Consider the following 23,880-nt stretch of genomic DNA (forward strand, 5'->3'; position numbering starts at 1 on the left):
CGGAATGACCAGGTCACCTGATCAACAGGGCCCCGCGTCGCGGCACACCGGGCGTGATTACTTCCAGCGCGTCGTGATGGACAGGGCGGCGAGGGCGGCGGCGCCGGCCGTGGAGGTGCGCAGCACCTCGGGCCCCAGCCGCACCGACTCGGCGCCGGCCGCGCGGAAGGCGACCACCTCGCCGTCGGAGAGACCGCCCTCCGGGCCGACGACGATCACGACCGCGCCCGCCTGCGGGACGGTGAGCTCCGCCAGCGGACGGCGGGCCTGCTCGTGCAGGACGACGGCGAGGTCGGCGTCGTCCAGCAGCCCGCACACCTCGCGGGTGGTCATCGGCTCGGTGACCTCGGGCAGCCGCGGCCGGCGGGACTGCTTGCTCGCGGCGCGGGCGGCGGCGCGCCACTTCGCGACGCCCTTGCCCACCCGGTCGTCGCGCCAGCGGGTCACGCAGCGGGACGCCTGCCACGGCACGATCCGGTCGACCCCGAGCTCGGTGGCCAGGTCGACCGCCAGCGGGCCGCGGTCACCCTTCGGCAGCGCCTGCACCAGCACGAACTCGGGATCCGGCTCGGGCACCTCGAAGCGCGCCCGCACCGCCACCCGCAGCCCCTCGGGCCCCGCGGCGACGACGTCGCCCTCGGCGAGGATGCCCCGGCCGTCGCCGACGTGCACCCGCTCCCCCGGCTGCAGCCGCAGCACCTCGACGGCGTGCCGCCCCTCGGGCCCGGCGACCAGCAGCTCCTCGGTCTCCGGCAGCTCGTCGAGCAGGAAGAGGGGCGCGCCGTCCAGCTCCGGGCCCGGGGTGCTCATGCTCAGCGCCCGTTGAACGCGTCGCGGACCCGGGAGAAGAGACCGCCCTGGGCCTCGTGGTGCGAATCGGCCTGGTCCTCGCCGCGCAGCGCGGCGAGCTCCCGGAGCAGCTTCTCCTGCTCGCCGTCGAGCCGGGTCGGCGTCTGCACCTCGACGTGCACCAGCAGGTTGCCCCGCCCGGTGGCCCTCAGCCGGGGAGCGCCGTGCGCGCGGAGGGTCAGCACGCTGCCCGACTGGGTGCCGGGGCGGATGTCCAGCTCCTCCTCGCCGTCCAGCGTCTTGAGGTTGAGGGTGGTGCCCAGCGCCGCGGACGTCATCGGGAGGGTCACCCGGCAGTGCAGGTCCTCGCCCTCGCGGGTGAACACGTCGTGCGGCCGCTCGTGCACCTCCACGTAGAGGTCGCCGGCCGGGCCGCCACCGGGGCCGACCTCGCCCTGCCCGGTGAGCCGGATGCGCATGCCGTCCTCGACCCCGGCGGGCACCTTCACCGACAGGGTGCGGCGGGCCCGGACGCGGCCGTCGCCGGCGCACTTGGGGCACGGCTCGGGGATGACCTGGCCGGTGCCCGAGCAGGTCGGGCAGGGGCGGCTGGAGACGACCTGGCCGAGGAAGCCCCGCTGCACGCTCTGCACCTCGCCGCGGCCGGCGCAGGTGCCGCAGGTGGCCACGTGCGTGCCAGGTGCGGTACCCGCGCCGGCGCAGGTGTCGCAGAGGACGGCGGTGTCGACGGTGAGGTCCTTGGTGACGCCGAACACCGTCTCGTCGAGCTCCAGCTCGACCGGGATGAGCGCGTCCCGGCCGGCGCGCGTGCGGCTGCGCGGCCCGCGGGTGGCCGCGCCCCCGAAGAAGGCGTCCATGATGTCGCCCAGGCCGCCGAACCCGGCTCCGCCGAACCCGGCTCCGCCGAAGCCGGCGCCGGCGCCGCCGCCGGCGTCGAACGGGTCGCCGCCGAGGTCGACGATGCGCCGCTTCTCCGGGTCGGTCAGCGCCTCGTAGGCGCGGGTGACCTCCTGGAAGCGCTCCTTGGCCTCGGGGTCGGGGTTGACGTCCGGGTGCAGGTCACGGGCCAGCCGCCGGTAGGCGCGCTTGATGTCCTGGTCCGTGGCCCCCTGGGCCAGGCCCAGCACGCCGTAGTAGTCGGTTGCCATAGAAGGTCTCGTCCTCAGCTCTCGGCCAGCAGGTGGCCGACGTAGCGGGCCACGGCACGGACCGCGGCCATGTTCCCTGGGTAGTCCATGCGGGTCGGCCCCACGACACCGAGGCCGCCCAGCGACCGGTCGGCGGAGCCGTACCCGACGGTGACCAGCGAGGCGCCCGACAGCGCCTCGTGGGCGTTCTCCTCACCGATCCGTACCAGCACGGTGCTCGCGTCCACCTCGCCCATCAGGCGCAGGACGACGACCTGCTCCTCCAGCGCCTCGAGCAGCGGCTGCATCGTGCCGGGGAAGTCCATCGCGCTGCCGCGGGCGAGGTTCGCCGTCCCCCCGATGACCAGCCGGTCCTCGCTGGGCTCGACGAGGGTCTCCATCAGCGTCGCGCCGACGGTGGCGACCAGGCCCCGCAGGTGCGGGGGCGCGGTCTCCATCAGGCCGGACACCTTGTCCCCCGCCTCGCCGAGCTTCACCCCGGCGAACGCGGAGTTCAGCAGGGTCCGCAGCTCCGGCACGGCACCGGCGTCGACGTCGGCCGGGCAGTCGACGACGCGCTGCTCCACCCGCCCGGTGTCGGTGATGAGCACCAGCAGCAGCCGGCCGGCCGCGACCTGCACGACCTCCAGGTGCCGGACGGCGCTGCGGGAGAGCGTCGGGTACTGGACGACGGCGACCTGGCGGGTGAGCTGGGCGAGCAGCCGGACCGTGCGGCCGAGCACGTCGTGCAGGTCGACGGCGCCGTCGAGGAACCGCTCGATCGCGCGCCGCTCGGCGGCCGAGAGCGGCTTGACCGCGGAGAGCCGGTCGACGAACAGCCGGTAGCCCTTGTCGGTGGGCACCCGGCCGGCGCTGGTGTGCGGCTGGGTGATGTAGCCCTGCTCCTCGAGCACGGCCATGTCGTTGCGGATGGTCGCCGGGGACACGCCGAGGTCGTGCCGCTCGGCGAGGGCCTTGCTGCCCACCGGGTCGTTGGTGGAGACGAAGTCCTGGACGATGGCCCGGAGCACCTCCAGGCGGCGTTCGTCGTGCGCCACGGTGACACCTCCCCGTACCGGTCGACGCGCCGTGCAGCACCCCCGGGATGCCGGACCCGCGACGGCGGGCCGGCCCCGGCCTGGCACTCGCACGGACAGAGTGCCAAGCCAGCATACGTCCGCCCGACGGTGCCGTCGCACGGCTCGCGGGGCGGACGGCCGTTGCCGCGCGACCGGTCACGGCCGGTCCCGGCGGCGGCTAGGGTGGGGTCGGTCGGTGCCCCCGGACGGGGCTGAGAACGGAGGTCGGTCCCCTGATCTTCAAAGGCGTGCGGAACGGCCGCCCGTACCCCGACCACGGGCTCGCCCCCCGCGACTGGGCGATGATCCCGCCCCGGCAGGTCCGGCTGGACACCCTGACGACGACCAAGCGCGAGCTGGCCCTCGACGCCCTCCTGGCCGACGACTCGACCTTCTACGGCGACCTGTTCCCGCACGCGGTGCAGTGGCACGGGGAGCTCTACCTCGAGGACGGGCTGCACCGGGCGCTGCGGGCGGCGCTGCAGCAGCGCACCGTCATCCACGTGCGGGTGCTCGACCTCGACGCGCTCACGCCGGTGCAGACGCAGACGGGGCCGGCGACCGCCTCGATCCCGGCGCAGCCCCCGGTCCCCGGCCCGCGCGGCAGCTGACCTAGAGCCAGCCCTTCTCCTCGGCCACCCGCGCCGCCTCCACCCGGGTACGCGCCCCGGTCTTGCCGATGGCCGACGACAGGTAGTTGCGCACCGTGCCCTCCGAGAGGAAGAGCCGGCCGGCGATGTCGGCGACGGTCGCGCCCCCGGCCGCGGCGCGCAGCACGTCGGCCTCGCGGGTGGACAGGGGCGTCGCACCGATCGCCAGCGCGGCGGCGGCGAGATCGCGGTCGATGACCCGCTCGCCGGCCATGACCGCGCGGATGCCCTGCGCCAGCTCGGCGACGGGGGCGTCCTTCACCAGGAACCCGGCGGCGCCGACCTCCATCGCCCGGCGCAGGAAGCCCGGCCGCCCGAACGTCGTGAGGATCACCGCCCGGCACGACGGCAGCGCCGTGAGCAGCTCCCGGGCGGCGGTGATCCCGTCGGCGCCGGGCATCTCGATGTCGAGCAGCGCGATGTCGGGCCGGTGCTCGACCGCGGCGGCGGCGACGGCGTCCCCGCGGCCGACCTCGGCGACGACCTCGATGTCCTCCTCCAGCTCCAGCAGCGCGCGCAGCGCCCCGCGGACCATCGTCTGGTCCTCGGCGAGCAGCACCCGGATCACGGGGACACCGCCTGCTCCGGGGCGCGCCCGGCCGTGACCGGTGCGGCCGTCGGGAGCACGGCGGCGAGGCGGAACCCGCGGCCGTCGGCCGGGCCGTGCGCCAGGCGCCCGCCGGCGCTCGCCACCCGCTCGGCCAGCCCGCTGAGCCCGTCCCCGGCCGGCGCGGTGCTGCCCCGCCCGTCGTCGGTGACGGTCAGCTCGACCTGGTCGGCACTGGTGGTCAGCCCGACGACGACGGTGCGGGCGTCGCTGTGCCGCAGCACGTTCGTCGTCGCCTCGCGGACCACCCAGCCCAGGACCGCGTCCACCGGCCCGGGCAGCGGCTCGCCGGGCGCCGGGGCGCGCAACGTGATGCCGGCGGCCGACAGCGCCGAGCGGGCCTCGACCAGCGCCTGGGCCAGGCTGACCTGGCGGTACCCGCTGACGGCGTCGCGCACCTCGGCGAGCGCGCGCCGGGCGGCGGCCTCGACGTCGGCCATCTCCTGCCTGGCCCGCACCGGGTCGCGCTCGGCGAGCCGGCCGGCCAGCTCGCTCTTGAGCGCGATCAGCGACAGGCTGTGGCCGAGCAGGTCGTGCAGGTCGCGGGCGAAGCGCAGCCGCTCCCCCGCCACGGCGTGGCGGGCCAGCTCCTCGCGCGCCTCGGTGAGCTCGGAGTTGACCGTGATCAGGTAGCGGGTGCCGCGCAGCGCGAACGCGGTGAGCAGGCACAGCAGCGGCAGGAAGAAGACGTTGCCGAGCGCGCCCTCCAGCGCGGCGACCGTGGCGCACACCGCCGTAGCCCCGACCACGGCCGGCCAGATCCAGCGGTCGGGCAGGGTGACGGCCACCGCGGCCGAGAGGTAGATCATCAGCCCGGCCCACGGCGTCCCCAGCCAGAACCCGAGCCCGATGCCCAGCACCGCCACGACCACCAGCTCGCGGTAGGCGGGCGAGCGGCCGGGCGCGAAGGCGCGGGCGAACACCGTCAGGTAGGCGGCGGTGAAGACGGCCAGCAGCAGTGCCGCGGCGATCCGCACGCCGGCCGGCCGCGGGGTGGCGATCAGGTCCAGCACGGGGAAGAGCTGGAACAGCAGCCACGGCAGCGCCCAGCCCAGCTGCTGCCAGCGGCTCGGCTCCTCCATGCGGGGGACGGTAGCCACGTCAGCCGGCGACGGCGTACAGCGGCCGCCGGCGCGCCACCAGGACGGCGAGCGCCCCGAAGCCGGCGGTGTAGGCGGCCAGCACCAGGACGGCGGCGATCGCCCACCCCCCGCTGACCACGCCACGGCCGAGCTCGGCGTACCAGTAGGAGGGCAGCGTGTACGCCAGGCCGCGCATCGCCCCGGGGAGCATCTCCACCGGCCACCACAGCCCGCCCAGCGCCGCCAGCACGACGCCGAGGATGCCGATCGCGCCACCGGCGGCCTTCTCGTCCAGCGCCAGCCCGACGAGGATGCCGAGCGCCACGAACGCGCTGGAGCCCGCCCAGAGCGCGGCCACCAGGGCCAGCCAGGTGCCGGGGTCCAACTGGACCCCGCTGACGAACCGGCCGACCAGGGCGACGACGAGCAGGCTCGGCAGGGTGAGCAGCACGCCGACGACGACGTCGACGGCGAAGACCTCCGTCTGCGGCACCGGGGTGACCCGCAGCTGGCGCAGCCAGCCCGAGGCCCGGTCGAACGAGATCCGGATGGTCGCACCCAGGGCGGCACCGATGGCGCCGTAGGCCATCATCGAGACCATGATCGACGCCGCGACGTCCTGACGCTCGGCCGCGCCGGCCATCTGCCCACCGATGATCTCCGTCAGGAAGACGGTGAACAGCGCCGGCAGCAGGACGGTGAAGAAGACGAACTGCCTGTTCCGGGCGACGCGGCGCAGCTGGAAGGCGAACAGCGGGCTCATCGGGTGGCTCCCATCGGGGTCGTGCCGCGGGTGGAGATGAGGGAGAGGACGGCGTCCTCGAGCGTCGCGCCGCGCACCTCCAGGTCGGGCAGCCCGCCGTCGGCGAGCAGCGCCCGGAGGGTCGTGTCGGCGTCGGCGGTCACCAGGGTCGCGGTGGCGCCCTCTCGGCTGACGGCGGTGACGGCCGGGATGCCGTCGAGGCGGCGGTCCGGCGCGGCGGTGAAGGAGATGGTGCGGCCGCTCACGCCGGCCTTGACCTCGGCGGTGGTGCCGTCGGCGACCACCCGGCCACCGGCGACGACGACCACCCGGTCGGCGACCGCATCGGCCTCGTCGAGGTGGTGGGTGGCGAAGACGACCGTGTGCCCGCGGTCGGCCAGCCCGCGCATCGTCGTCCAGAAGGCGCGGCGTCCCTCGACGTCCATGGCCGAGGTCGGCTCGTCGAGGAGCAGCAGCGGCGGGGCGCCGGCCAGGGCGAGCGCCAGCAGGACGCGCTGCCGCTGACCACCGGAGAGCGCGTCCACCGGGCGGCCGAGCAGGCCGTCGATGCCGGCGGTGACCACGAGGTCGTCCAGCGGCCAGGCCGTCGGGAAGCTGCGCCGGACCAGGTCGATGACCTCGCCGACCCGGGCCTCGGTGGGCAGGCCGCCGTGCTGCAGCATCGCGCCGACGCTGCCGGCGCGGACGGCGTCCCGCGGGTCCCGGCCGAGCAGCTGCAGGGACCCCGCCGCCGGGTTGAGCAGGCCGAGGACGGCGTTCACGACGGTGGACTTGCCGGCACCGTTGGCCCCGAGGAGGGCGACGGTCTGGCCTCGCGGGATGGTGAGCGAGAGGTCGTCGACGGCGACCGTGCTGCCGTAGCGGACGGTCAGCCCGCGGATCTCGAGGGCGGGTGCGGATTCCATGCTCCCGAGCCTGCCGGGGCCGGATCCGGGCCAGTAGTGCCGGACGTCGCCGGTCGGATCTGACGGATGTCAGGTCCGGCCGGCGACCGGTGGATCAGGCGGCGGCGGTGCAGGCCACGCAGGTGCGGGCGAACGGGCGCAGCTCCAGCCGCTCCTCGGGGATGGCGGCGTCGCAGCCGGTGCACCGGCCGTAGGTGCCGGCGTCGATCCGGGCGAGGGCGGCGTCGATCTCCTCGATCGTCACCTGAAGGTCGGCGCTGCGGCGCTGGGCGACCGGGTCGGGCACGGAGGTGGCGCACTCGGCGAGCGCCTCCTCCCGCTGCCGGACAGCGTCGGTGCGCTGGGTCTCGAGCAGGGTGCGGAAGCGGTCCGCCGAAGAGGCGGTCATGGCATCGGTGCTGGCGGACATGCGGATCTCCTTCTGGCAACGCGGAAGGACGCGGTCACCGGTCGGTGGCGCGTCAGGACGGGCGGGAGCGACTCCCGGCTGGAGTCAGCGGCGCTGCGGCGGGGCCCGGTCCTGGCTGCGGCGCAGGACGTCGAGCCCGCGCAGTCCGCGAGCGCGACGGTTCATCGCCAGGGCGAGCCGCACACCGCCGGACAGGGCGAACGGTGGGGCCGGGGCCGGGCGTACTCCGGGCAGGAACACCGCCGACCACCCCCTCGATTCCCCCGGCGCCGTTGCCGGAACGGGGACCATAGCCCAGAACCGGCCCGGCGACCCCGCCCGTCCGGGTGAGGTTCCGGGAGCGGCGCGGGCTCAGTCGGTCAGGTCGCGGACCACCGCGTCGGCCAGCAGCCGGCCCCGATCGGTGAGGACGGCGCGGCCGGCGGCGTGCGCCAGTGCCTCCAGCAGGCCCTCCGCGACCGCCTCGGCGGCGCGGGTGCGGCCGGTCGCGGTCAGCGCCGTCAGCGGCAGCCCGTCGCGCAGCCGCAGGCCGAGCATGACCGCCTCCAGGGCGCGGTCGGCGTCGTCGAGCAGCTCGGCGTCCTGGGCGGGGCTCTCCTCCCGGGCCAGGCGGTCGGCGTAGGCGGCGGGGTGCTTGACGTTCCACCAGCGGAGCCCGCCTACGTGGCTGTGCGCCCCCGGGCCGATCCCCCACCAGTTGGCGTTGGCCCAGTACAGCTCGTTGTGCCGGCAGCGCGCCGCGTCGGAGGTGGCCCAGTTGGACACCTCGTACCAGCGGAACCCCGCGCTCCTCAGGGTGGCGTCGGCCTGCTCGTAGCGGTCGGCGAGGACGTCGTCGTCGGGCATCGGGAGCTCGCCCCGCCGCACCCGGCGGGCGAGCTTCGTGCCCTCCTCGACGATCAGCGCGTAGGCGCTGACGTGGTCCACAGGCGAGGCGAGGACGGCGTCCAGCGAGGCGGCCCAGTCGGCGTCGGTCTCCCCCGGCGTGCCGTAGATCAGGTCGAGGTTGACGTGCTCGAACCCGGCGGCGCGGGCCTCGTGCGCGGCCTCGACGGCGCGGCCCGGGGTGTGCCGCCGGTCCAGCGCGGCCAGCACGTGCGGGGCGGCGGACTGCATGCCCAGGCTCACCCGCGTGAAGCCGGCCTCGCGGAGCCGGGTGAGCGAGGCGGGCGAGACCGTCTCGGGGTTGGCCTCGGTGGTCACCTCGACGTCGTCGGCCACCGGGAAGAGGTCCCGGACCGCGTCGAGGACGGCGGCGAGGTCGTCGGCCGGCAGGAGGGTGGGGGTGCCGCCGCCCACGAAGACGGTGGAGACCGTCGGCAGGTCCGGCCCGAGGGTCCGGACGGCCCGCTGCAGCTCGGCGATCGCGGTGCCGGCGTACTCGCTCCGGTTCGCCCCCGGGCCCAGCTCCTCGGAGGTGTAGGTGTTGAAGTCGCAGTAGCCGCAGCGGGTCGCGCAGAACGGCACGTGCACGTAGAGCCCGAACGGCGTGGTGGCCAGGTCGGCACGCGCGCTCTCGGGAAGCCGGTCGGGGCCCGGCGACCCGGGGGGCGGGCCCGCGTCGTTCAGCAGCGGCAGGACGGTGTTCATCTGCTCCCAGTGTGCCGCGCGCGGGCCCGGGCGCGGCAGGATGCCGGACGTGACCTCCGACCGAGTGCTCCAGGTGTCCGTGTCCGGTGGCGTCGCCACGCTGACCCTCGACTCCCCCGCCAACCGCAACGCGCTGTCCCGGGCGATGCGCGCCCAGCTGCGGACGGCGCTCGAGGAGGCCCTGGCCGACGACGCGGTGCGGGTGGTCGTGCTCGACCACACCGGCCGGGTGTTCTGCTCCGGCATGGACCTCGCCGAGGCCTCCGGCGGTTCGTCGGAGGACCAGGGGGTGCGCGAGTTCCCCGAGCTCCTGTCGCTGGTGTGGTCCGCGGCCAAGCCCGTCGTCGCCGTCGTCCGCGGCCCGGCCCGCGCCGGCGGGGTGGGGCTGCTGGCCGCCTGCGACGTCGTCGTCGCGGCGTCGTCGTCGACCTTCGCGTTCTCCGAGGTGCGCCTCGGGCTGGTGCCGGCGGTGATCTCGGCGGTGGTCCTGCCCCGGATGACGACCCACGTCGCCCACCGGCTGATGCTCTCCGGCGAGGTCTTCGACGCGACGACGGCGGCCGCCGGTGGGCTGGTCGACCTCGTGGCGGCCGACGACGAGGTGGACGGGGTGCTCGCCGGTCAGCTGACCGCACTGGCCGCCGGCGCCCCGGCCGCGCTGGCGGCGACCAAGCGGCTGCTGCGCGCCCGGCAGCCGGAGCTGCGGTTCGACGACGTGCTCGACCTCTCGGCGCAGTTCTTCGCCGGCGAGGAGGGGCAGGAGGGCATCGCCGCGTTCCGCGAGAAGCGCCCTGCCCGCTGGGTGCCCTCCGCCGGCTGAGCGGGGACGGTTCCCGGCTCGGTCCGTCTCTGCCCAGTCAGGCTGGGCAGAGACGGACCGTGCTCACAGGACTTTCCCGGCAGCTCGGATCCTGCTTCGCCGGGAAGCGAGGTCCTACCGTGCGCGGCGCGCCTGGCGGAGCCCGGCCGCGCCGGGGCCGGAGAGCCGATCCCGCGCTGCGGCCGTCCGGCCGGTGAGCAGCAGGAGCAGCGCCTCGATCGGCCCCTCGACGACGTCACCCTCCCCCGCCGACCAGGAGACGTCGGTCGCCACCAGCCGCCGGCCCCGCAGCCGCCGCCGGGCGGAGAACGTGGTGGACATCGGCCACGGCAGGTCCCACACGCGCGTGGCCGCGGTCACCGCGGCATCGACGGGCATGGCGCGGGGACGGCCGAGCGGCAGCGCGATGTCCTGGCCGTGCACGAGCACGTCGAGCAGCGGTTCCAGGTGGCTGATGCCGGGGGCCTTGCGTCGCGAGCCGGCCATGCCGCGGATCCGGGCGACCACCTGCTCCCGCGGCACCGCGGCGGACCGGACGGCGCTGTCGTGGATCATCCGCTGCAGGCTGCCGCCGGCGCGGACCAGATCGGCGGTCGCACGAGCCGGTCCGGTCTGCGCCAGTGCGAGGTGGGCGGCGACGTCGCGCACCCGCCAGCCCGCGCAGAGCGACGGGTGCTCCCACTCCTCGTCGGTCAGCTCGTCCAGCAGGTCGGCGAGGTCGAGGCGCTGGCGGTCGGTCGCCGCCCAGACGGCGTCGACGTCCATGCTTCGGGTCGGCTGCGGTCCCATGACGCGCTCCCCAGGAACTAGTACGATCCTCGAACCAATGTAGTTCGATGATCTGACTTCGGTCAACGAGGATGTCGATGACGGCCCAACCCGGTCCGACCGAGGACGAGCTGAACCTCGGGCTGCTCCTCTTCATCCCCTACCGCGCGCTCGAGAACCGGGTCTTCGAGGCGCTCGCACGGGCGGGCTTCGACGACTTCACCCCCGCGCAGGCCCGCCTGATGCAGCGGATCGGCCCCGCCGGGACCCGGCTGACCGAGCTGGCCGAGGCGGCGCAGGTGACCAAGCAGACCGCCGGTCACCTGGTCGACCAGCTGGAGCGCACCGGCTACGTCCGGCGCACGCCCGACCCGACCGACGCGCGCGCCCGGTTGGTGCGCCTCGCCGAACGCGGGACGGCGGCCCAGCCGGTGGCCGCGGCCGTCGTCGCCGAGGTGGAGGACGAGTGGCGCAGGCACCTGGGCGAGCGGCGCTGGGGGCAGCTGCGGGCTTCGCTCACGGCGCTGCGCGAGATCACCGACCCCTACCGCTGAGGACGGGTCACCGCAGCCGGCGGGTGCTGTCGGGCAGCCGCTGGGTGACGCCCTGGCCGTCCAGCCACTCCATCAGCGGCACGGCGACCCGGCGGCTGGTGCCCCACGCCTGGCGGGCCTGGCTGAGTGTGAACGGCTGCGGGAGCTCGGCCAGCCTCGTCCGGGCGACGTCGGCGATCCCCGGTGCGAGGTACACCGCCTCGCCGATCCGCACCAGCTGCCCGCTGCGGACAGCGGCGGCCAGCTCCCGCACGCCGAGCCCGGCGGCTCCGAGCTCCGGCGCCTCCGGAGCGGCGAAGGGGTCGGCCGCCAGCCGGGCGCGGATCCCGTCGACCGCCCGCTGCACCGCCGGCGGGAGGTCCGCGTCGCCGTCGACCACGCGGCCGGCCCGCAGCACCAGCGGCGCCCGGACGAGGGCGGGCACCAGCTCGGCGTCGGGCAGGTCGAGCGCCCGGCGCACCACCTCGGCCGGCGGCCCCGGCTCCAGCGGGCGCAGCCGCCGGTAGCGGCCGACGACGTCGGGCACCCGGGCCGCGAGCTCGTCGGCCAGCCCCGCGGCGAGCAGCCACGGCCCGTGCCGGGTGGCGCCGGGCGGCACCGGCCAGCCCATGGCGGCGAAGTCCTCGGCGCGCACGACGCGGCGACGCGCCAGGGCCGCGACCGCCCCGGCCGCGCCGTCCGGCTGGGCGGACAGCTCGGCGGCCCGCTGGCGGGCGGCGCCGCGGCGGCGCAGCTCCGGCGGGTCGACGTCGCGCACGTCGGCGCCGAGCACCCGCCGGGCGCCGGGGTCGCGGAGCAGCAGCCGGTCCCCGACGCGCAGCGGCAGCGGGCGGTCCAGCCGCAGCCGCACCGCCGCGCCGTCCAGCGGGCGGAGCCGGGCACCGACCGTGGCCGAGCCGACGTGCACCACCGGCTCGGCGGGCAACCGCTCGCCGGGCTCGGAGGTCAGGCTGACGTCGACGACGTCGGTGGTCCGGAAGGCGCCCGGGGTGAGCAGCGCGTCGCCGCGGGAGAGCTCCTCCACCGCGATCCCGCGCAGGTTCAGCGCCACCCGCGCGGTGGCGTCGGCCCGATCGACGGCTTCGCCGAGGGACTGCACGCCGCGCACGGTCACCTCGCGGTCGCCGAGCAGGAACCGGTCGCCCGGGGCCGCGGAGCCGCCGGCGAGGGTGCCGGTCACCACCGTGCCGGCGCCCTTGATGGTGAAGGCCCGGTCGATCCAGAGCCGGACCGGCGCGGTGCGGTCCGGCGCCGGGAGCCCGCCGAGCAGCTCCTCCAGCGCACCGGTCAGCTCCGGCAGCCCGGCGCCGGTCACCGCGCTGACCGCCATCCCGGGCACCGCACCCATCGACGTCCCGGCCAGCCGCTCGGTGACGTCGGCGAGCACCGGTGCCGGGTCGGCCAGGTCGGCCTTGGTGACGGCGAGCAGCGCATGCCGCACGCCCAGGGCGTCCAGGACGGCGACGTGCTCGGCGGTCTGCGCCGACCAGCCGTCGTCGGCCGCCACGACCACGAGGGCGGCGGGCACCGAGCCGACACCGGCGAGCATGTTGCCCACGAAGCGCTCGTGCCCCGGGACGTCGACCACCGCCAGCCGGCGTCCCGAGGGCAGCGTGGTCCACGCGAAGCCGAGGTCGATGGTGAGCCCGCGACGGCGCTCCTCCGCCCAGCGGTCGGGCTCCATGCCGGTGAGCGCCCGGACCAGCGCCGACTTGCCGTGGTCCACGTGCCCGGCGGTCGCGATCACGTCCACCGGCGGGCCACCTCCAGCACGGCGGCGGCGAGGTCGTCGTCGGCGGCCGGCGGCACGCTGCGGAGGTTCAGCAGGGTCCGGCCGTCCTCGACGTAGCCGACCACCGGGGTCGCGCCCAGGCGCAGCGGCCCGGCGAACGCCTCCGGCAGGGAGACCGCCGCGCCGGGCAGCGGGTGCTCGGGCGCCCCGCCGCCGCCGACGCGCGAGTCGGCGTCGACCGCGTCCGCCGGGATGCCCGCGGCCGACAGCCGGGCGGCGAGGGCGTGCGCGCGGGCCCGGAGCCCCTCGGCCCCGGCGGCGATCATCTCCTGCACGGGCGGGAGCGGACCGCGCAGCGTCGCCTCCAGCCCGGCCAGCGTCGTCTTGTCCACGCGCAGCGCGCGGTAGAGCGGGTGCCGTCGCAGCGTCTGCACGAGCTCCGCCCGCCCGAGGACCAGGCCGGCCTGCGGCCCGCCGAGCAGCTTGTCGCCGCTGGCGAGCACCAGGTCCGCGCCGGCGGCGAGCGTGGTCTGCAGGTCGGGCTCGTCGGGCAGCAGCGGGTGCGGTCGCAGCAGCCCGGAGCCGACGTCGGCCACCAGCGGCACGCCGGTGCCCGCCAGGGCCGTGGCCAGCTCCGCCGCGTCCACGGCCCGGGTGAAGCCGCGGACGACGAAGTTCGACGGGTGCACCTTCAGCACCGCGCCGGTGCCGGGGCCGAGCGCGCCCGTGTAGTCGGCGAGGGTGACGCGGTTGGTGGTCCCGACCTCGCGCAGCCGGGCGCCGGTGGCCTGCAGCAGCTCGGGGATGCGGAAGCCGTCACCGATCTCCACCAGCTCGCCGCGGGCCAGCACCAGCTCGCGCCCCTGGCCGAGGGCGGTGGCGACGAGCGCGAGGGCGGCCGCGCAGTTGTTGACCACGAGCGCGGCCTCGGCCGCGGGCACGGCGTCGAGCAGTGCGGCGAGCGCCGCCTCCCCGCGCGGACCCCGCCGGCCGGTGGCCAGGTCGAGCTCGACGTCGGTGGTGCCGCTGGCCGCGACCACCGCCTCGACGGCGGCCGGCGACAGCGGCGCCCGGCCGAGGTTGGTGTGCACGACGACGCCGGTCGCGTTGAGCACCGGGCGCAGGCTCGACGCCGTCGCGGGCAGCCCGGCCAGCACGGCGTCGGCGGCGTCGCCGGGGGCGACCTCGCCGGCCCGGACGCGCTGCTGCACCCGCTGCACGGCGCCCTTCACCAGGTCCCGGCCCAGCCGCGCGCCGGCCGCGGTGAGCCGCGGATCGGCGAGCAGGGTGTCGGTGCGCGGCACCTGCCGGCGGGGGTCGGCGCGCTGCGGGTCCTGGTTCATCGCCCGCAGCGTATGTGCGGGAAGTGGCGGAGGCGGACGGGAATCGAACCCGCCTGGCCGAGATGCTCGGCCACGTCGGCTTTAGAGGCCGCGGGGGCCACCAGACACCCTGACGCCTCCGCCGGGAACACTACGTCCCCGCCGGTCTCCCCGGAACTGTCGGTGGGGAGTGCGAGCATCACGACCCGTGAAGCGCACCGGGTCCCGCTCCCCCGCCACGCTGCCGCCGGTCACCCTCACGCCCGAGGAGGCCGCGGCGGTCGCCGTCGCCCTCGCCTCCTCGCCCGAGGGCCCCTACGCCGAGGCGGGCCGCGGCGCCCTGGAGAAGGTGCTGGCCGTCCTGGAACCCGATGCCCGGCGGCGGGCGCAGCTGCTCGCCACGAGCCTGTGGGTCAGCGCCGAGGCCGGCCGCTCGGCGCAGGTGCGCGGGCTGCTGGAGCGGGCGGTGACGGGCCGGCAGGTCCTGGCCCTGCGGTACCGCGACGGCCGCGGGCGGTCCTCGCACCGCGAGGTGGAGCCGCAGCTCCTGGCGCGCAGCGGCGAGCACTGGTTCCTCGTCGCGTGGTGCCGGGAGCGGCAGGCCGCCCGCTGGTTCCGGGAGGACCGCATCGAGAGCGCCGAGCCCACCGGCGAGGTCGCGGCGGCGCGCGAGCTGACCGGGGTCGGGGCGCCTCCTCCCACCGAGGCGTCGTCCGGCGCGCGGTCCCGGCACCCGGCCGGACGTGCCCGCCGCACGCCGGAGCAGGAGCCGGGGCGACCGCGGCTGGTGGTGCTGCCCGGCGGCCGCGGCCGAGCGCCGGCCGGACTACGTTCGACGCCGTGACGACCGCCACCCCGACCATCCGGCTGACCCAGTACGCCCACGGCGGCGGCTGCGCCTGCAAGATCCCGCCCGGTGAGCTGGAGGCCGTCGTCGCCGGCCTGACCGCGACCGGCCCGTCCGCCCCCAACGCCGAGCTGGTGATCGGCCTCGACGACGGTGACGACGCCGCGGTCGTCCGGATCGCGGGGGGTCAGGGCCTGGTGCTCACGACCGACTTCTTCACCCCGGTCGTCGACGACGCGCGCACCTTCGGCCGGATCGCGGCCGCCAATGCGCTCTCCGACGTCTACGCCATGGGCGGTACCCCGGTCGTCGCGGTGAACCTGCTCGGCTGGCCGCGCGACGTGCTGCCCGCCGAGCTCGCCGCGGAGGTGCTGCGCGGCGGGCTGGAGGTGGCGCAGGAGGCCGGCTGCCACGTCGGCGGCGGGCACTCCATCGACGACCCCGAGCCCAAGTACGGGATGGCCGTCACCGGCGTGGTCGACGTCGACCGGATCATCACCAACTCCGGGGCCGTGGCCGGGACGCCGCTGACCCTCACCAAGCCGCTGGGTGTCGGGGTGCTCAACAGCCGGATGAAGGCGACCGGCGAGGTGTCGGAGGAGGCGGTCGCCTCGATGACCGCGCTGAACCGGGACGCCGGGCAGGCCGCCGTCGCCGCCGGGATCCGCGCCGGCACCGACGTCACCGGCTTCGGGCTGCTCGGCCACCTCTACAAGATGGCGCGGGCCAGCGGGGTGACCGCCGTGGTCGACGCCGCTGCCGTCCCCTACCTGGCCGGCGCGCGCGAGGCGCTGGCCGACGGGTTCGTCTCCGGCGGCACCCGGCGCAACCTGGACTGGGTGCGCCCGCACACCGACCTGTCGGCGGTCTCGGAGGACGAGGCGCTGCTCCTGGCCGACGCGCAGACCTCCGGCGGCCTGCTGCTGGGCGGGGAGGTGCCCGGGGCCCCGGTCATCGGCGAGTTCGTCCCGCGCGGGGAGTTCGTGGTCGTCCTCCGCTGACGGCGTGTCGCCGCGGCACGCCGGAGACCCGGGTTCTCGCCCGCGACAGGCCCTCGCCCACGGTCCGGCCGCGCTGCCACGCTGCCGCCGCGACGGACCCGGAGATCCCGCGGTCCGGCACCGAGGAGGTCGGGATGAGGACGAGGACGGCTCGGCGGGCACTCGCCGTCGTGCTGCTGGCGGTCGTGTCCGGGGCGACGGCGACGGGCGCCGCTGCTGCCACCGAGGAGCGGATCGGCTTCGCCACCACGGGGCTCGACGGCACGGATCCGCGGACCGGGTGGACGCTGCACAGCGCCTTCCAGGTCTTCGACCCACCGGACCAGAAGCCGTTCGGCATCGCCGACTTCTTCATCGGCGGCATCGTCCCCGACGGCGGCGAGGGCATCCTCTACGAGTGCACCACCGAGGACCAGGTGCGGGCCCGCCTCGACGGTGTGGATTCGGCGTCCGCGGTGGGGCGCCTTCGGGTCGCCTGCTCCTCCCCCGAAGGATTGCCGGAGCGGACCGGCACAGCGCTGGTCGCCCTGCGCTGGCAGGGGACGGGCCCGGTCGAGCGGCTCGTCTTCCAGCGCGGCGACTGCACCGAGCACCTCGACGTGCGCGGCGCCCGGGTGACCGGCCGGGTCGTGCTCGCCGTCCCCGGCGTGGTCGTGGCCCCGCTGGTCAACGGGGACCCCGCCGAGAACGACCTCCGCCAGCAGCGGATCGTCTGCGGCTGACCTCCACCGCGACGGGTCGCGCGACACCCGCACCGACCCGTCGACGGCTCGGGAGGACGAGGCCCTCCTGCTGATGGCACCCATCGGCCCGGGTGCCTGCTGGGGTCGGAGAGGTGTCACGGGCGGGCGGGATCGGCGCGTTCCTGCCGCGCGCGCGGGTCCTCGGCGTCCGGTGATCGCCCGGGAGCAGCTGCTCGTGCGCGGTGCAGCACGAGCGTCACACCGACCGCGCAGACGGCGACGCCCGGCACGGCCGTCGGGCCGGGCGCCTGGCCGAACATGGCCCAGGCCCATGCGGCCGTCGCCGGGGGCGTCAGGTAGAGCAGGGTGCTGGCCCGGGTCGCCCCCGCCCGGCGCACGACGAAGAGGTAGCTGCCGTAGCCGCCGAGCGTGGAGAGGACGACCAGCCACACCATCGCGCCCCAGAACGCGCCGCCACCCGGCGGGGCGAGCTCCCCCCTGACGCTCGCGACCGTCCCGAAGACGACGGCGGCCGCGGCGGACTGCGCGGCGAGGGAGACGACCAGCGACTCCGCCGATCCCCACCGGCGCTCCAGGAGCGTGCCCGCCGAGAGGCCGGCGAGGGCGGCGACCGGCAGCAGGAAGGCCAGGGGTGGCGCGCCACCGGCACCGAGGTCGCCGACCACGACGAGGGCCACGCCGCCGGCGCCGATCAGCAGTCCGGCCCGCTGTCGTCCCGACGTCCGCTCGCCCAGGAACCGTCCGGCGAGCGCGGCCACCAGCAGCGGCTGGAGCGCCGCCACCAGGGCCGAGGTCCCGGCGGAGACCCCGGCGCCGGCGGCGGCGAAGACCCCGCCCAGGTACACCGCCTGGACGAGCAGCCCCAGGCACGCCTGGCGGAGCAGGGACCCGGGCCGCACGCGGTCGCGCCGGGCGAGCGCCCACCCGCCGAGCAGCAGGGCGGCCAGGAGCGTGCGCCACGCGAGGACCGTGGTGACCGGGGCCCCGCGGGTGGCGAACTCGGCGCCCACGAAACCGGAGGACCAGCAGACGACCAGGACCACGGCGGCGACGGTGTCGGGGCGATGCCGGCTCACCGGCCGAGGTAACCACACCGGTCGGTATACTCGCAGTGGACCACTGACGAGGAGGGCACATGCCCCGCACGCCACCGACGTCGCTCACGCCGGCCGCAGAACGGCTGCTCGCCGCGGCCTCCGACCTGTTCTACGCCCGGGGCATCCGCGCGGTCGGCGTCGACACCATCGCGGAGGCGGCCGGCACGACCAAGAAGACCCTCTACGACCGGTTCGGCTCCAAGGACGCCCTGGTCGCCCTCTACCTCGCGCACCGCGCGCAGCGGTGGCAGCAGTTGCTCGACGAGGAACTCGCCACCGACCGGTCCCCGGTGGACCGGGTGCGCAGCGTCTTCGACGCGGCCGGGCGATGGCTGGACGGCCAGGAGCGCGGGTGCGCGTTCGTGAACGCCTACGCCGAGGTCGGGGGCACCGACCATCCGGCGCTACCGGTGATCCGCGCGGAGAAGGAGTGGATGCGGCAACGCCTCGTCGCCCTCGCCGCCGAGGCCGGTGCGGCCGACCCGGAGCAGACCGGGGCGTCGATCCACCTGCTGTACGAGGGAGCCCTGGTCGCGACCACCGCGGGGAACGACCCCCACGCCCTGGACACCGCACGTGCGGCAGCAGCGCGGCTACTCGGCTAAGTTCCGATCATGCTGGCTGCCTTCGTCTCCACCCCTGCCCCGAAGGACCCGCTCTCCGTGCTGGAGGTCGGCGACCGCCCCGAGCCCGAGGCGCCCGAGGGCTGGACGACGATCCAGGTGAAGGCGGTCTCGCTCAACCACCACGACCTGTTCAGCCTGCAGGGCATCGGCCTGCCCGCCGAGCGGATGCCGATGATCCTGGGCACCGACGCGGCCGGCATCGACGAGGACGGCAACGAGGTCGTCGTCCACGGGGTCATCTCGACGCCGGACTGGATGGGCGACGAGACGCTGGACCCGAAGCGGTCGCTGCTGTCGGAGGTGCACCAGGGCTCGATGGCGGAGAAGGTCGCCGTCCCCCGGCGCAACTTGCTGCCGAAGCCGGAAGAGCTGTCCTTCGCCGAGGCCGCCTGCCTGCCCACCGCCTGGCTGACCGCCTACCGGATGCTGTTCGTGAAGTCGGGGCTGCGCCCCGGCCAGACCGTCCTGGTGCAGGGCGCCAGCGGCGGCGTCGCGACCGCGCTCGTCGTGCTCGGCCGCGCGGCCGGCTACCGGATGTGGGTCACCGGGCGCAGCGAGGAGAAGCGGTCCGCCGCCCTGGCGCTGGGCGCCGACCAGGCCTTCGAGAGCGGCGCGCGGTTGCCCGAGCGGGTGGACGGCGTGATGGAGACCGTCGGCGAGGCCACCTGGGGCCACAGCATCAAGTCGCTGAAGCCCGGCGGCGTGCTGGTCACCTCCGGCGCGACCACCGGCTTCAACCCGGGCGCGGAGCTCAACCGGGTCTTCTTCACCCAGCTGTCGGTCATCGGCTCGACGATGGGCACGAAGTCCGAGCTCGAGGCCCTCATCCAGATGTGCCGGGTCACCGGCATCCGCCCCCAGATCGACGTCGAGCTGCCGCTGACGGAGGCCCGCGAGGGCTTCCAGCGGATGCTCGAGGGGCGCACCAACGGGAAGATCGTCTTCACCCTCTGACCGAGGGGCACTGTCCCGAGAGGGCAGTTGTGGTCGCCAACCCGCGGGGGCGCTCCGGCGCGAGCGACCACAACTGCCCTCTCGTGCTTCTTCGGCTCACTCCACGACCTTGAGGCCGACGACGCAGCCGACGATCCCGGCCAGCAGCAGCAACCGGACCGGCGAGACCGGTTCGGCGCCGGTGACCATCGCGTAGACCACGGTCAGCGTGGCGCCGATGCCCACCCACACGGCGTACGAGGTCCCGAGCGGCAGCTCGCGCATGGCGAAGGCGAGCCCACCCATGCTCGCCGCCAGGGCGACGACGAAGACCGCCGTCGGCACGAGGCGGGTGAACCCCTCCGAACGGTCCAGGGCCGTGGCCCACACCGCCTCGAGCACCCCGGACACGATCAGCACCAGCCATGACATGGCGAACCCCTCTGGCGCCGTCTTGTCGCACACCGGGTACGGCCCCGCTCGTCCGGGAGCCGTGTCGCGGCCCGGGGCAAGTCTCCCACCACCTCATTCGTCAACGCATGTTGACAATTCCATCGGCGCAACCTAGGTTGACGGCCATGGCAGACACAGCGCAGGTCGCCGGCGCCGCCAGCAGCAAGGACCCCGCGGTCGGCCTGACGGCCGTCCGATCGCTCCGGGTGCTCGTGGAGCGCCTGGAAGCCCTCCAGGTGCAGAACGCCCGCGACCAGGGCTGGACCTGGGAGCAGATCGCCCAGCTGCTCGGCATCAGCCGGCAGGCCGTGCACAAGAAGTACGCGAGCGGCCGCGGGCCGCTCCGGCGGAAGGACTGACCATGTTCGAGCGGTTCACCACCGAGGCGCGGGCGACCGTCGTCGACGCCCAGCAGGAGGCCCGCCGGCTGCACCACGGCTGGGTCGGCACCGAGCACCTGCTGCTCGGCCTGCTGCGGCAGGGCACCCGCAGTGCGGCGACCCTCGCCCGGCACGGCCTGACGCACGACGACGTGGCCGCGGCCGTCGTCACCGCCGTGGGGGGCGGCGGGCTCGGCGCGGAGGCGCTCAGCACCGTGGGCATCGACCTCGACGCCGTCCGCAGCTCCGTCGAGGCCACGTTCGGCCCCGGCGCGCTGGACCGGCCGCGGGGATCCGTGCGCGAGGGCCACATCCCCTTCTCCCCGCGCGCGAAGAAGGTCCTGGAGCTCGCCCTGCGCGAGGCCATCGCCATGAAGTCCCGGAGCATCACCGACGGGCACATCGCCCTGGGTCTGATCCGCGAGGGCGAGGGGCTGGCCGCGAAGGTGCTGCACGACCGCGGCGTGGACGTCCCCGCCCTGCGGGACGACCTCAGGCTCGCGCTGAACTCCTGACCTGACCCCGCAGCAGCACCAGCGACGCCACCGCGGCAAGCCCGGCGGCGATCGCCGCCCCGGCGAAGACCGTGTGCAGCTGGGTCAGCACCGCGGCCTCGGTCGCGGCGTCGTAGGCCGCGCAGTCGGCGGGGGTGGCCGGGCACAGCTCCATGGGCGTGCCGATCGCCGACACCTCGGCGGTGAACCGGCGCAGCGCCACCGCGGTCAGCAGCGACAACCCCGCCAGCATCCCGACGGTCCGGGCGACGACGGCGAGCGCGCCCGCGCTGCCGTGGACCGCACCCGGGGTGACCGCCAGCAGGACGGCGTTCACCGGCGCGATGGCCAGCCCGAACCCGAGCCCGGCGGCCAGCAGGACGACGGTCGACCAGGCGCCGTCCAAGGAGCGCTCGTCCCACCCGGTCATGGCGACGAACGCCGCCGCGGTGAGGGCCATCCCGGTTCCCGCGACCAGGCGCGGCGCCACCAGCCGGCACAGCCAGCCCCCGGCGACGGCACCGACCGGCACGGCGATCAGCAACCGCAGCAGCACGAGCGCCGCGCCCAGCTGGTCCCCCGCCTCCGTCGTGGCGCGGGCGAACAGCGGGACGTCGACCAGCGCGGCGACCAGCGCGGCGCCCACGAACAGGTTGACGACCAGGGCGCCCCAGGCGCCGACCGGCCGCAGCGCGGCCAGGGGCAGGACCGGGTCGGGCGTGCGCCGCTCGTGCAGGACGAACAGCACCCCGGCGACGGCGGCCAGCGGCAGCAGCAGCCAGCCGTGCGCGACCACCTCCCGCGAGGTGTCGGCGGCCGCGAAGGCCCACACCAGCGCGCCGAGCGCCACCACGGCCAGCACCGACCCGAGGACGTCGACCTCGCGGGCGAGCCGGCCCAGCCCACGCAGCGGCAGGACGGCGCCCGCCGGGTGCACCAGCCCGCGGACCACCAGGGCCGCGGCGGCGAGGACGGTGACCAGCAGCAGCGGCGTGGTCCACGGCCGGCCGTCGACCAGGGGCACGTAGAGCAGCCCCAGGTCGACGTCCTCGGCCAGCGCCGCGGGTTCGGCCAGCAGCAGGGCGAGCGCGACGGCGGCTGCTCCGGCGAGCGCCAGGCCGACCGGGTCCGGCCGGCGCACCCGCCCGGTGAGCAGCACGCCACCGGCCAGGCCGAGACCCAGCAGCAGGTTGAGCCAGAAGATCGCCCGCCAGTCGGCCACCGCGAGCACCGCGGCGCCCGCGAGCGGCCCCAGGACGGCTCCGGCCTCCTGCACCGCGCCGACCACCCCCAGGGGCAGCGACCGGTGCTCCGGCGGCCAGCGGTCGGCGACCAGCGCCAGCGTGGCCGGCACCAGCCCACCGGCGCCGATGCCCTGCAGCCCCCGCCCGGCGACGGCGAGCCCGAGCGTCTCCGCCGTCGCGGTCAGCAGGGAGCCGAGCGCGAAGAGCAGCAGGCAGCCGATGAGGACCGGCGTCCGCCCGCGGAGGTCGGCCAGCCGGCCCAGCAGCGGCAGCGTGGCGGTGTACCCCAGCAGGAAGCCACCGACGATGGGGGTCGCCTTCTGCAGCTCGTCCAGGCCGACCCCGACCCCGGTGAGGATGTCGGGCAGCGCGAGGACGACGACGTAGGTGTCGGCCGCCGTGACCAGGACGGCGAGGGTGGCGAGGGCGATCGCCGCCAGGCCGGGGGCCTGCCGGAAGGCGGCGCCGGGCGTCTCAGCCGGTGGCCGGTGCGGTGATCTCGACATCGGCCCCGAAGTCGCTGAGCTCGAGGATGTAGGTGGCGTCCTCGCCGTCGGCGAAGAACGGGCCGGTCAGCTCCGCCCGGCGCAGCTCACCGCTGTCGGCGGCCACGGAGAACCGGGCCTGCACCGGCTGGGACGGGTCCTCGCTGGCGAGCACCTGCTCCACCAGGTCGCCGGGCAGCTCGGCGGTCACCTCGCGGACGACCTCGCCGTCGACCCGGCGCTCCTCCCCCAGCTCGGCCGAGCCCGCCTCGGCCAGCAGCTGGGAGATGCCTGTCTCGGGATCCAGCAGGTCGCCGGGGTCGCCGAACCCGAACTGCGCGGGCTCGATCTCGGTGAAGCCGCTGGTGAACGGCAGCTGCGCGTAGACGGTGCCGTCGACCGACACCACCGCCAGGTCGAGGGTCGATCCGAGCGCGAGCACCTGCAGCGTGCCGTCGAAGGAAGCCGGGCGGGCGATGTCGCCCTCCCCGCCGACCAGCACGGTCCCGGTCGTCGGCGCCCCCTCGCTGTCCAGCACGAAGTGCGCGCTCTCGGCCTCGTCGAGGGTCTGCTTGGCCCGGTCGAGCAGGTCGGTCGCCGACTCCTCCGGCTCGTCCGACCCGCAGCCGCCGAGCACCGGCGCGGCGAACAGCGCCAGCGCGAGCAGCGGCACGCCCGATCGGCGCAGCAGCATGGCGACCTCCCGTCGCGGCAGGACTTCCCCCGCCGTCGCGGCGGACCCTAGCGCGCCGGTCGGCTCAGCCGCGGACGGCTCGGGCCTCGATCTTCGCGGCGATCGCCGGCTGGTTCCTGAGCGGCAGGAACGCCAGTGCGGGCGTGAGCTGCGGCAGCCGGTACTTCTGCGTCGTGAAGGCCCGGAAGGTGAGCCCGATCGTCACCTCGTGCTCGGGGCGGGCCACGATCTCGACGTCGTCCCCGGCCCCGATCTCCCCGGTCTCCAGCACCCGTAGGTAGGCCCCGCTGGCGCCGTGGGCGGTGAACCGCTTGACCAGCTGCGGCTCGTCCCAGAACCGGGCGAGGTTGGCGCACGGGATCCGCGGCGCGGTGACCTCCAGCAGGGCCGTGCCGACCCGCCAGCGCTCACCGAGGAGGGCGCCGGTGAGGTCGAGGCCCGACGTCCGGAGGTTCTCGCCGAACATCCCGGCCGGCAGGTCGCGGCCCAGCTCGGCCGACCACCAGTCGGCGTCCTCCTGGGCGTAGGCGTACACGGCCTGCCCCTCGCCGCCGTGGTACTTGCGGTTGACCTGGACGTCGCCATCCAGTCCCAGCTCGCCGACGGCGACCCGGCCGGCCACCGGCTTCTTGGCGATGCCGCTGCGGTCCGGCCGGCGGCCGGGCAGCGGCAGCAGGTCCGGGCCGGACACGCAGACGGCGTCG

At 75.9% G+C, this 23,880-nt stretch carries 27 protein-coding genes, 1 tRNA gene and 1 riboswitch; of the genes, 10 read left to right on the forward strand and 18 right to left on the reverse strand.

Translation table 11 applies throughout. The annotated features are described in order from the left end of the window. Window positions 1-57: 57 nt before the first annotated feature. Genes O2W17_RS02210 through hrcA form a run of 3 tightly spaced genes read right to left on the reverse strand, consistent with a single transcriptional unit; the run spans window position 58 to window position 2,995 of the window. Window positions 58-810: a 16S rRNA (uracil(1498)-N(3))-methyltransferase gene (locus tag O2W17_RS02210; protein WP_269190760.1), complete on the reverse strand. Its 753-nt coding sequence runs from the start codon at window positions 808-810 to the stop codon at window positions 58-60. A 2-nt stretch (window positions 811-812) separates the two neighbouring features. Continuing rightward, window positions 813-1,958: a molecular chaperone DnaJ gene (dnaJ, locus tag O2W17_RS02215; protein ID WP_269190761.1), complete on the reverse strand. Its 1,146-nt coding sequence runs from the start codon at window positions 1,956-1,958 to the stop codon at window positions 813-815. 14 nt (window positions 1,959-1,972) lie between these two features. Further along, window positions 1,973-2,995 carry a heat-inducible transcriptional repressor HrcA gene (gene hrcA / locus O2W17_RS02220; protein WP_269190762.1) on the reverse strand — a complete coding sequence of 341 codons (1,023 nt, stop codon included), beginning with the start codon at window positions 2,993-2,995 and terminating at the stop codon, window positions 1,973-1,975. Between the two features lie 257 nt (window positions 2,996-3,252). Between hrcA and O2W17_RS02225 the strand changes: the two genes are divergently transcribed. Beyond that, the gene (locus O2W17_RS02225; RefSeq protein WP_442864532.1) at window positions 3,253-3,627 is read left to right on the forward strand and encodes a type II toxin-antitoxin system VapB family antitoxin; all 375 of its coding nucleotides are present in this window, start codon (window positions 3,253-3,255) and stop codon (window positions 3,625-3,627) included. 1 nt (window position 3,628) lies between these two features. On the opposite strand, the gene O2W17_RS02230 is transcribed toward O2W17_RS02225, so the two are convergent. The 6 genes from O2W17_RS02230 to hemW form a co-directional block, all read right to left on the reverse strand. Further along, complete coding sequence (locus O2W17_RS02230; protein ID WP_269190763.1) at window positions 3,629-4,234, reverse strand: response regulator transcription factor; 606 nt, start codon at window positions 4,232-4,234, stop codon at window positions 3,629-3,631. After that, window positions 4,231-5,355, reverse strand: a complete 1,125-nt coding sequence (locus O2W17_RS02235; protein WP_269190764.1) for a sensor histidine kinase — start codon at window positions 5,353-5,355, stop codon at window positions 4,231-4,233. Before O2W17_RS02235 ends, O2W17_RS02230 begins: the two co-directional genes overlap by 4 nt. A gap of 19 nt (window positions 5,356-5,374) precedes the next feature. After that, window positions 5,375-6,118, reverse strand: coding sequence for an ABC transporter permease (locus O2W17_RS02240; protein WP_269190765.1), 744 nt, complete (start codon window positions 6,116-6,118; stop codon window positions 5,375-5,377). Next, window positions 6,115-7,023: an ATP-binding cassette domain-containing protein gene (locus tag O2W17_RS02245; RefSeq protein WP_269190766.1), complete on the reverse strand. Its 909-nt coding sequence runs from the start codon at window positions 7,021-7,023 to the stop codon at window positions 6,115-6,117. The genes O2W17_RS02240 and O2W17_RS02245 overlap by 4 nt, the downstream gene beginning before the upstream one ends. 94 nt (window positions 7,024-7,117) lie before the next feature. Beyond that, window positions 7,118-7,432 (reverse strand): TraR/DksA family transcriptional regulator, encoded by a 315-nt coding sequence (locus O2W17_RS02250; protein WP_269190767.1) that lies wholly within the window; start codon window positions 7,430-7,432, stop codon window positions 7,118-7,120. A gap of 351 nt (window positions 7,433-7,783) precedes the next feature. Next, a complete protein-coding gene (hemW, locus tag O2W17_RS02255) occupies window positions 7,784-9,022 on the reverse strand; it encodes a radical SAM family heme chaperone HemW (protein ID WP_269190768.1) in 1,239 nt (412 codons plus the stop codon). Between the two features lie 49 nt (window positions 9,023-9,071). Here hemW and O2W17_RS02260 point away from each other — a divergent pair, with 49 nt between their 5' ends. Beyond that, window positions 9,072-9,842, forward strand: coding sequence for an enoyl-CoA hydratase-related protein (locus tag O2W17_RS02260; protein WP_269190769.1), 771 nt, complete (start codon window positions 9,072-9,074; stop codon window positions 9,840-9,842). Between the two features lie 114 nt (window positions 9,843-9,956). On the opposite strand, the gene O2W17_RS02265 is transcribed toward O2W17_RS02260, so the two are convergent. Beyond that, window positions 9,957-10,631 (reverse strand): maleylpyruvate isomerase family mycothiol-dependent enzyme, encoded by a 675-nt coding sequence (locus O2W17_RS02265; RefSeq protein WP_269190770.1) that lies wholly within the window; start codon window positions 10,629-10,631, stop codon window positions 9,957-9,959. Between the two features lie 77 nt (window positions 10,632-10,708). Here O2W17_RS02265 and O2W17_RS02270 point away from each other — a divergent pair, with 77 nt between their 5' ends. Further along, a complete protein-coding gene (locus O2W17_RS02270; RefSeq protein ID WP_269190771.1) occupies window positions 10,709-11,164 on the forward strand; it encodes a MarR family winged helix-turn-helix transcriptional regulator in 456 nt (151 codons plus the stop codon). A gap of 7 nt (window positions 11,165-11,171) precedes the next feature. Here the strand turns inward: O2W17_RS02270 and selB are convergent, their stop codons facing one another. From selB to O2W17_RS02285, 3 genes are all read right to left on the reverse strand, one after another. Further along, window positions 11,172-12,917, reverse strand: coding sequence for a selenocysteine-specific translation elongation factor (gene selB, locus O2W17_RS02275; RefSeq protein WP_269190772.1), 1,746 nt, complete (start codon window positions 12,915-12,917; stop codon window positions 11,172-11,174). After that, complete coding sequence (gene selA / locus O2W17_RS02280; protein WP_269190773.1) at window positions 12,908-14,239, reverse strand: L-seryl-tRNA(Sec) selenium transferase; 1,332 nt, start codon at window positions 14,237-14,239, stop codon at window positions 12,908-12,910. Before selA ends, selB begins: the two co-directional genes overlap by 10 nt. Before the next feature lie 24 nt (window positions 14,240-14,263). Next, a tRNA-OTHER gene (locus O2W17_RS02285) sits at window positions 14,264-14,359 on the reverse strand. A 67-nt stretch (window positions 14,360-14,426) separates the two neighbouring features. On the opposite strand from O2W17_RS02285, the gene O2W17_RS02290 reads away from it, so the two are divergent. The 3 genes from O2W17_RS02290 (at window position 14,427) to O2W17_RS02300 (ending at window position 16,788) form a co-directional block, all read left to right on the forward strand. After that, window positions 14,427-15,062, forward strand: a complete 636-nt coding sequence (locus tag O2W17_RS02290; RefSeq protein ID WP_269190774.1) for a helix-turn-helix transcriptional regulator — start codon at window positions 14,427-14,429, stop codon at window positions 15,060-15,062. Continuing rightward, the gene (gene selD, locus O2W17_RS02295) at window positions 15,059-16,066 is read left to right on the forward strand and encodes a selenide, water dikinase SelD (RefSeq protein WP_269190775.1); all 1,008 of its coding nucleotides are present in this window, start codon (window positions 15,059-15,061) and stop codon (window positions 16,064-16,066) included. Before O2W17_RS02290 ends, selD begins: the two co-directional genes overlap by 4 nt. A gap of 134 nt (window positions 16,067-16,200) precedes the next feature. Next, window positions 16,201-16,788 carry a hypothetical protein gene (locus O2W17_RS02300; protein WP_269190776.1) on the forward strand — a complete coding sequence of 196 codons (588 nt, stop codon included), beginning with the start codon at window positions 16,201-16,203 and terminating at the stop codon, window positions 16,786-16,788. Between the two features lie 116 nt (window positions 16,789-16,904). On the opposite strand, the gene O2W17_RS02305 is transcribed toward O2W17_RS02300, so the two are convergent. Further along, window positions 16,905-17,846, reverse strand: coding sequence for a DMT family transporter (locus O2W17_RS02305; RefSeq protein WP_269190777.1), 942 nt, complete (start codon window positions 17,844-17,846; stop codon window positions 16,905-16,907). A gap of 59 nt (window positions 17,847-17,905) precedes the next feature. Between O2W17_RS02305 and O2W17_RS02310 the strand changes: the two genes are divergently transcribed. Continuing rightward, window positions 17,906-18,472, forward strand: a complete 567-nt coding sequence (locus O2W17_RS02310; protein WP_269190778.1) for a TetR/AcrR family transcriptional regulator — start codon at window positions 17,906-17,908, stop codon at window positions 18,470-18,472. A 9-nt stretch (window positions 18,473-18,481) separates the two neighbouring features. Beyond that, entirely contained in the window at window positions 18,482-19,447 is a 966-nt protein-coding gene (locus O2W17_RS02315; protein ID WP_269190779.1) for a zinc-binding dehydrogenase, read from the forward strand. Window positions 19,448-19,543: 96 nt separating this feature from the next. Here O2W17_RS02315 and O2W17_RS02320 read toward each other — a convergent pair whose 3' ends face one another. Then, a complete protein-coding gene (locus tag O2W17_RS02320) occupies window positions 19,544-19,858 on the reverse strand; it encodes a DMT family transporter (RefSeq protein WP_269190780.1) in 315 nt (104 codons plus the stop codon). Between the two features lie 11 nt (window positions 19,859-19,869). Continuing rightward, a riboswitch (guanidine-III (ykkC-III) riboswitch) is annotated at window positions 19,870-19,934 on the reverse strand. Between the two features lie 70 nt (window positions 19,935-20,004). Here O2W17_RS02320 and O2W17_RS02325 point away from each other — a divergent pair. Further along, window positions 20,005-20,238 (forward strand): helix-turn-helix domain-containing protein, encoded by a 234-nt coding sequence (locus O2W17_RS02325; protein WP_269190781.1) that lies wholly within the window; start codon window positions 20,005-20,007, stop codon window positions 20,236-20,238. A 2-nt stretch (window positions 20,239-20,240) separates the two neighbouring features. After that, window positions 20,241-20,774 (forward strand): Clp protease N-terminal domain-containing protein, encoded by a 534-nt coding sequence (locus tag O2W17_RS02330; protein ID WP_269190782.1) that lies wholly within the window; start codon window positions 20,241-20,243, stop codon window positions 20,772-20,774. Here the strand turns inward: O2W17_RS02330 and O2W17_RS02335 are convergent. From O2W17_RS02335 to O2W17_RS02345, 3 genes are all read right to left on the reverse strand, one after another. Then, window positions 20,752-22,503 (reverse strand): MFS transporter, encoded by a 1,752-nt coding sequence (locus O2W17_RS02335; protein WP_269190783.1) that lies wholly within the window; start codon window positions 22,501-22,503, stop codon window positions 20,752-20,754. The genes O2W17_RS02330 and O2W17_RS02335 overlap by 23 nt on opposite strands. Further along, window positions 22,472-23,176: an LppX_LprAFG lipoprotein gene (locus O2W17_RS02340; protein WP_269190784.1), complete on the reverse strand. Its 705-nt coding sequence runs from the start codon at window positions 23,174-23,176 to the stop codon at window positions 22,472-22,474. The genes O2W17_RS02335 and O2W17_RS02340 overlap by 32 nt, the downstream gene beginning before the upstream one ends. A gap of 64 nt (window positions 23,177-23,240) precedes the next feature. Further along, window positions 23,241-23,867: an MOSC domain-containing protein gene (locus O2W17_RS02345; protein WP_269190785.1), complete on the reverse strand. Its 627-nt coding sequence runs from the start codon at window positions 23,865-23,867 to the stop codon at window positions 23,241-23,243. Window positions 23,868-23,880 lie beyond the last annotated feature (13 nt).

This window comes from Blastococcus sp. VKM Ac-2987, assembly GCF_026967805.1.
Classification (GTDB): domain Bacteria; phylum Actinomycetota; class Actinomycetes; order Mycobacteriales; family Geodermatophilaceae; genus Blastococcus.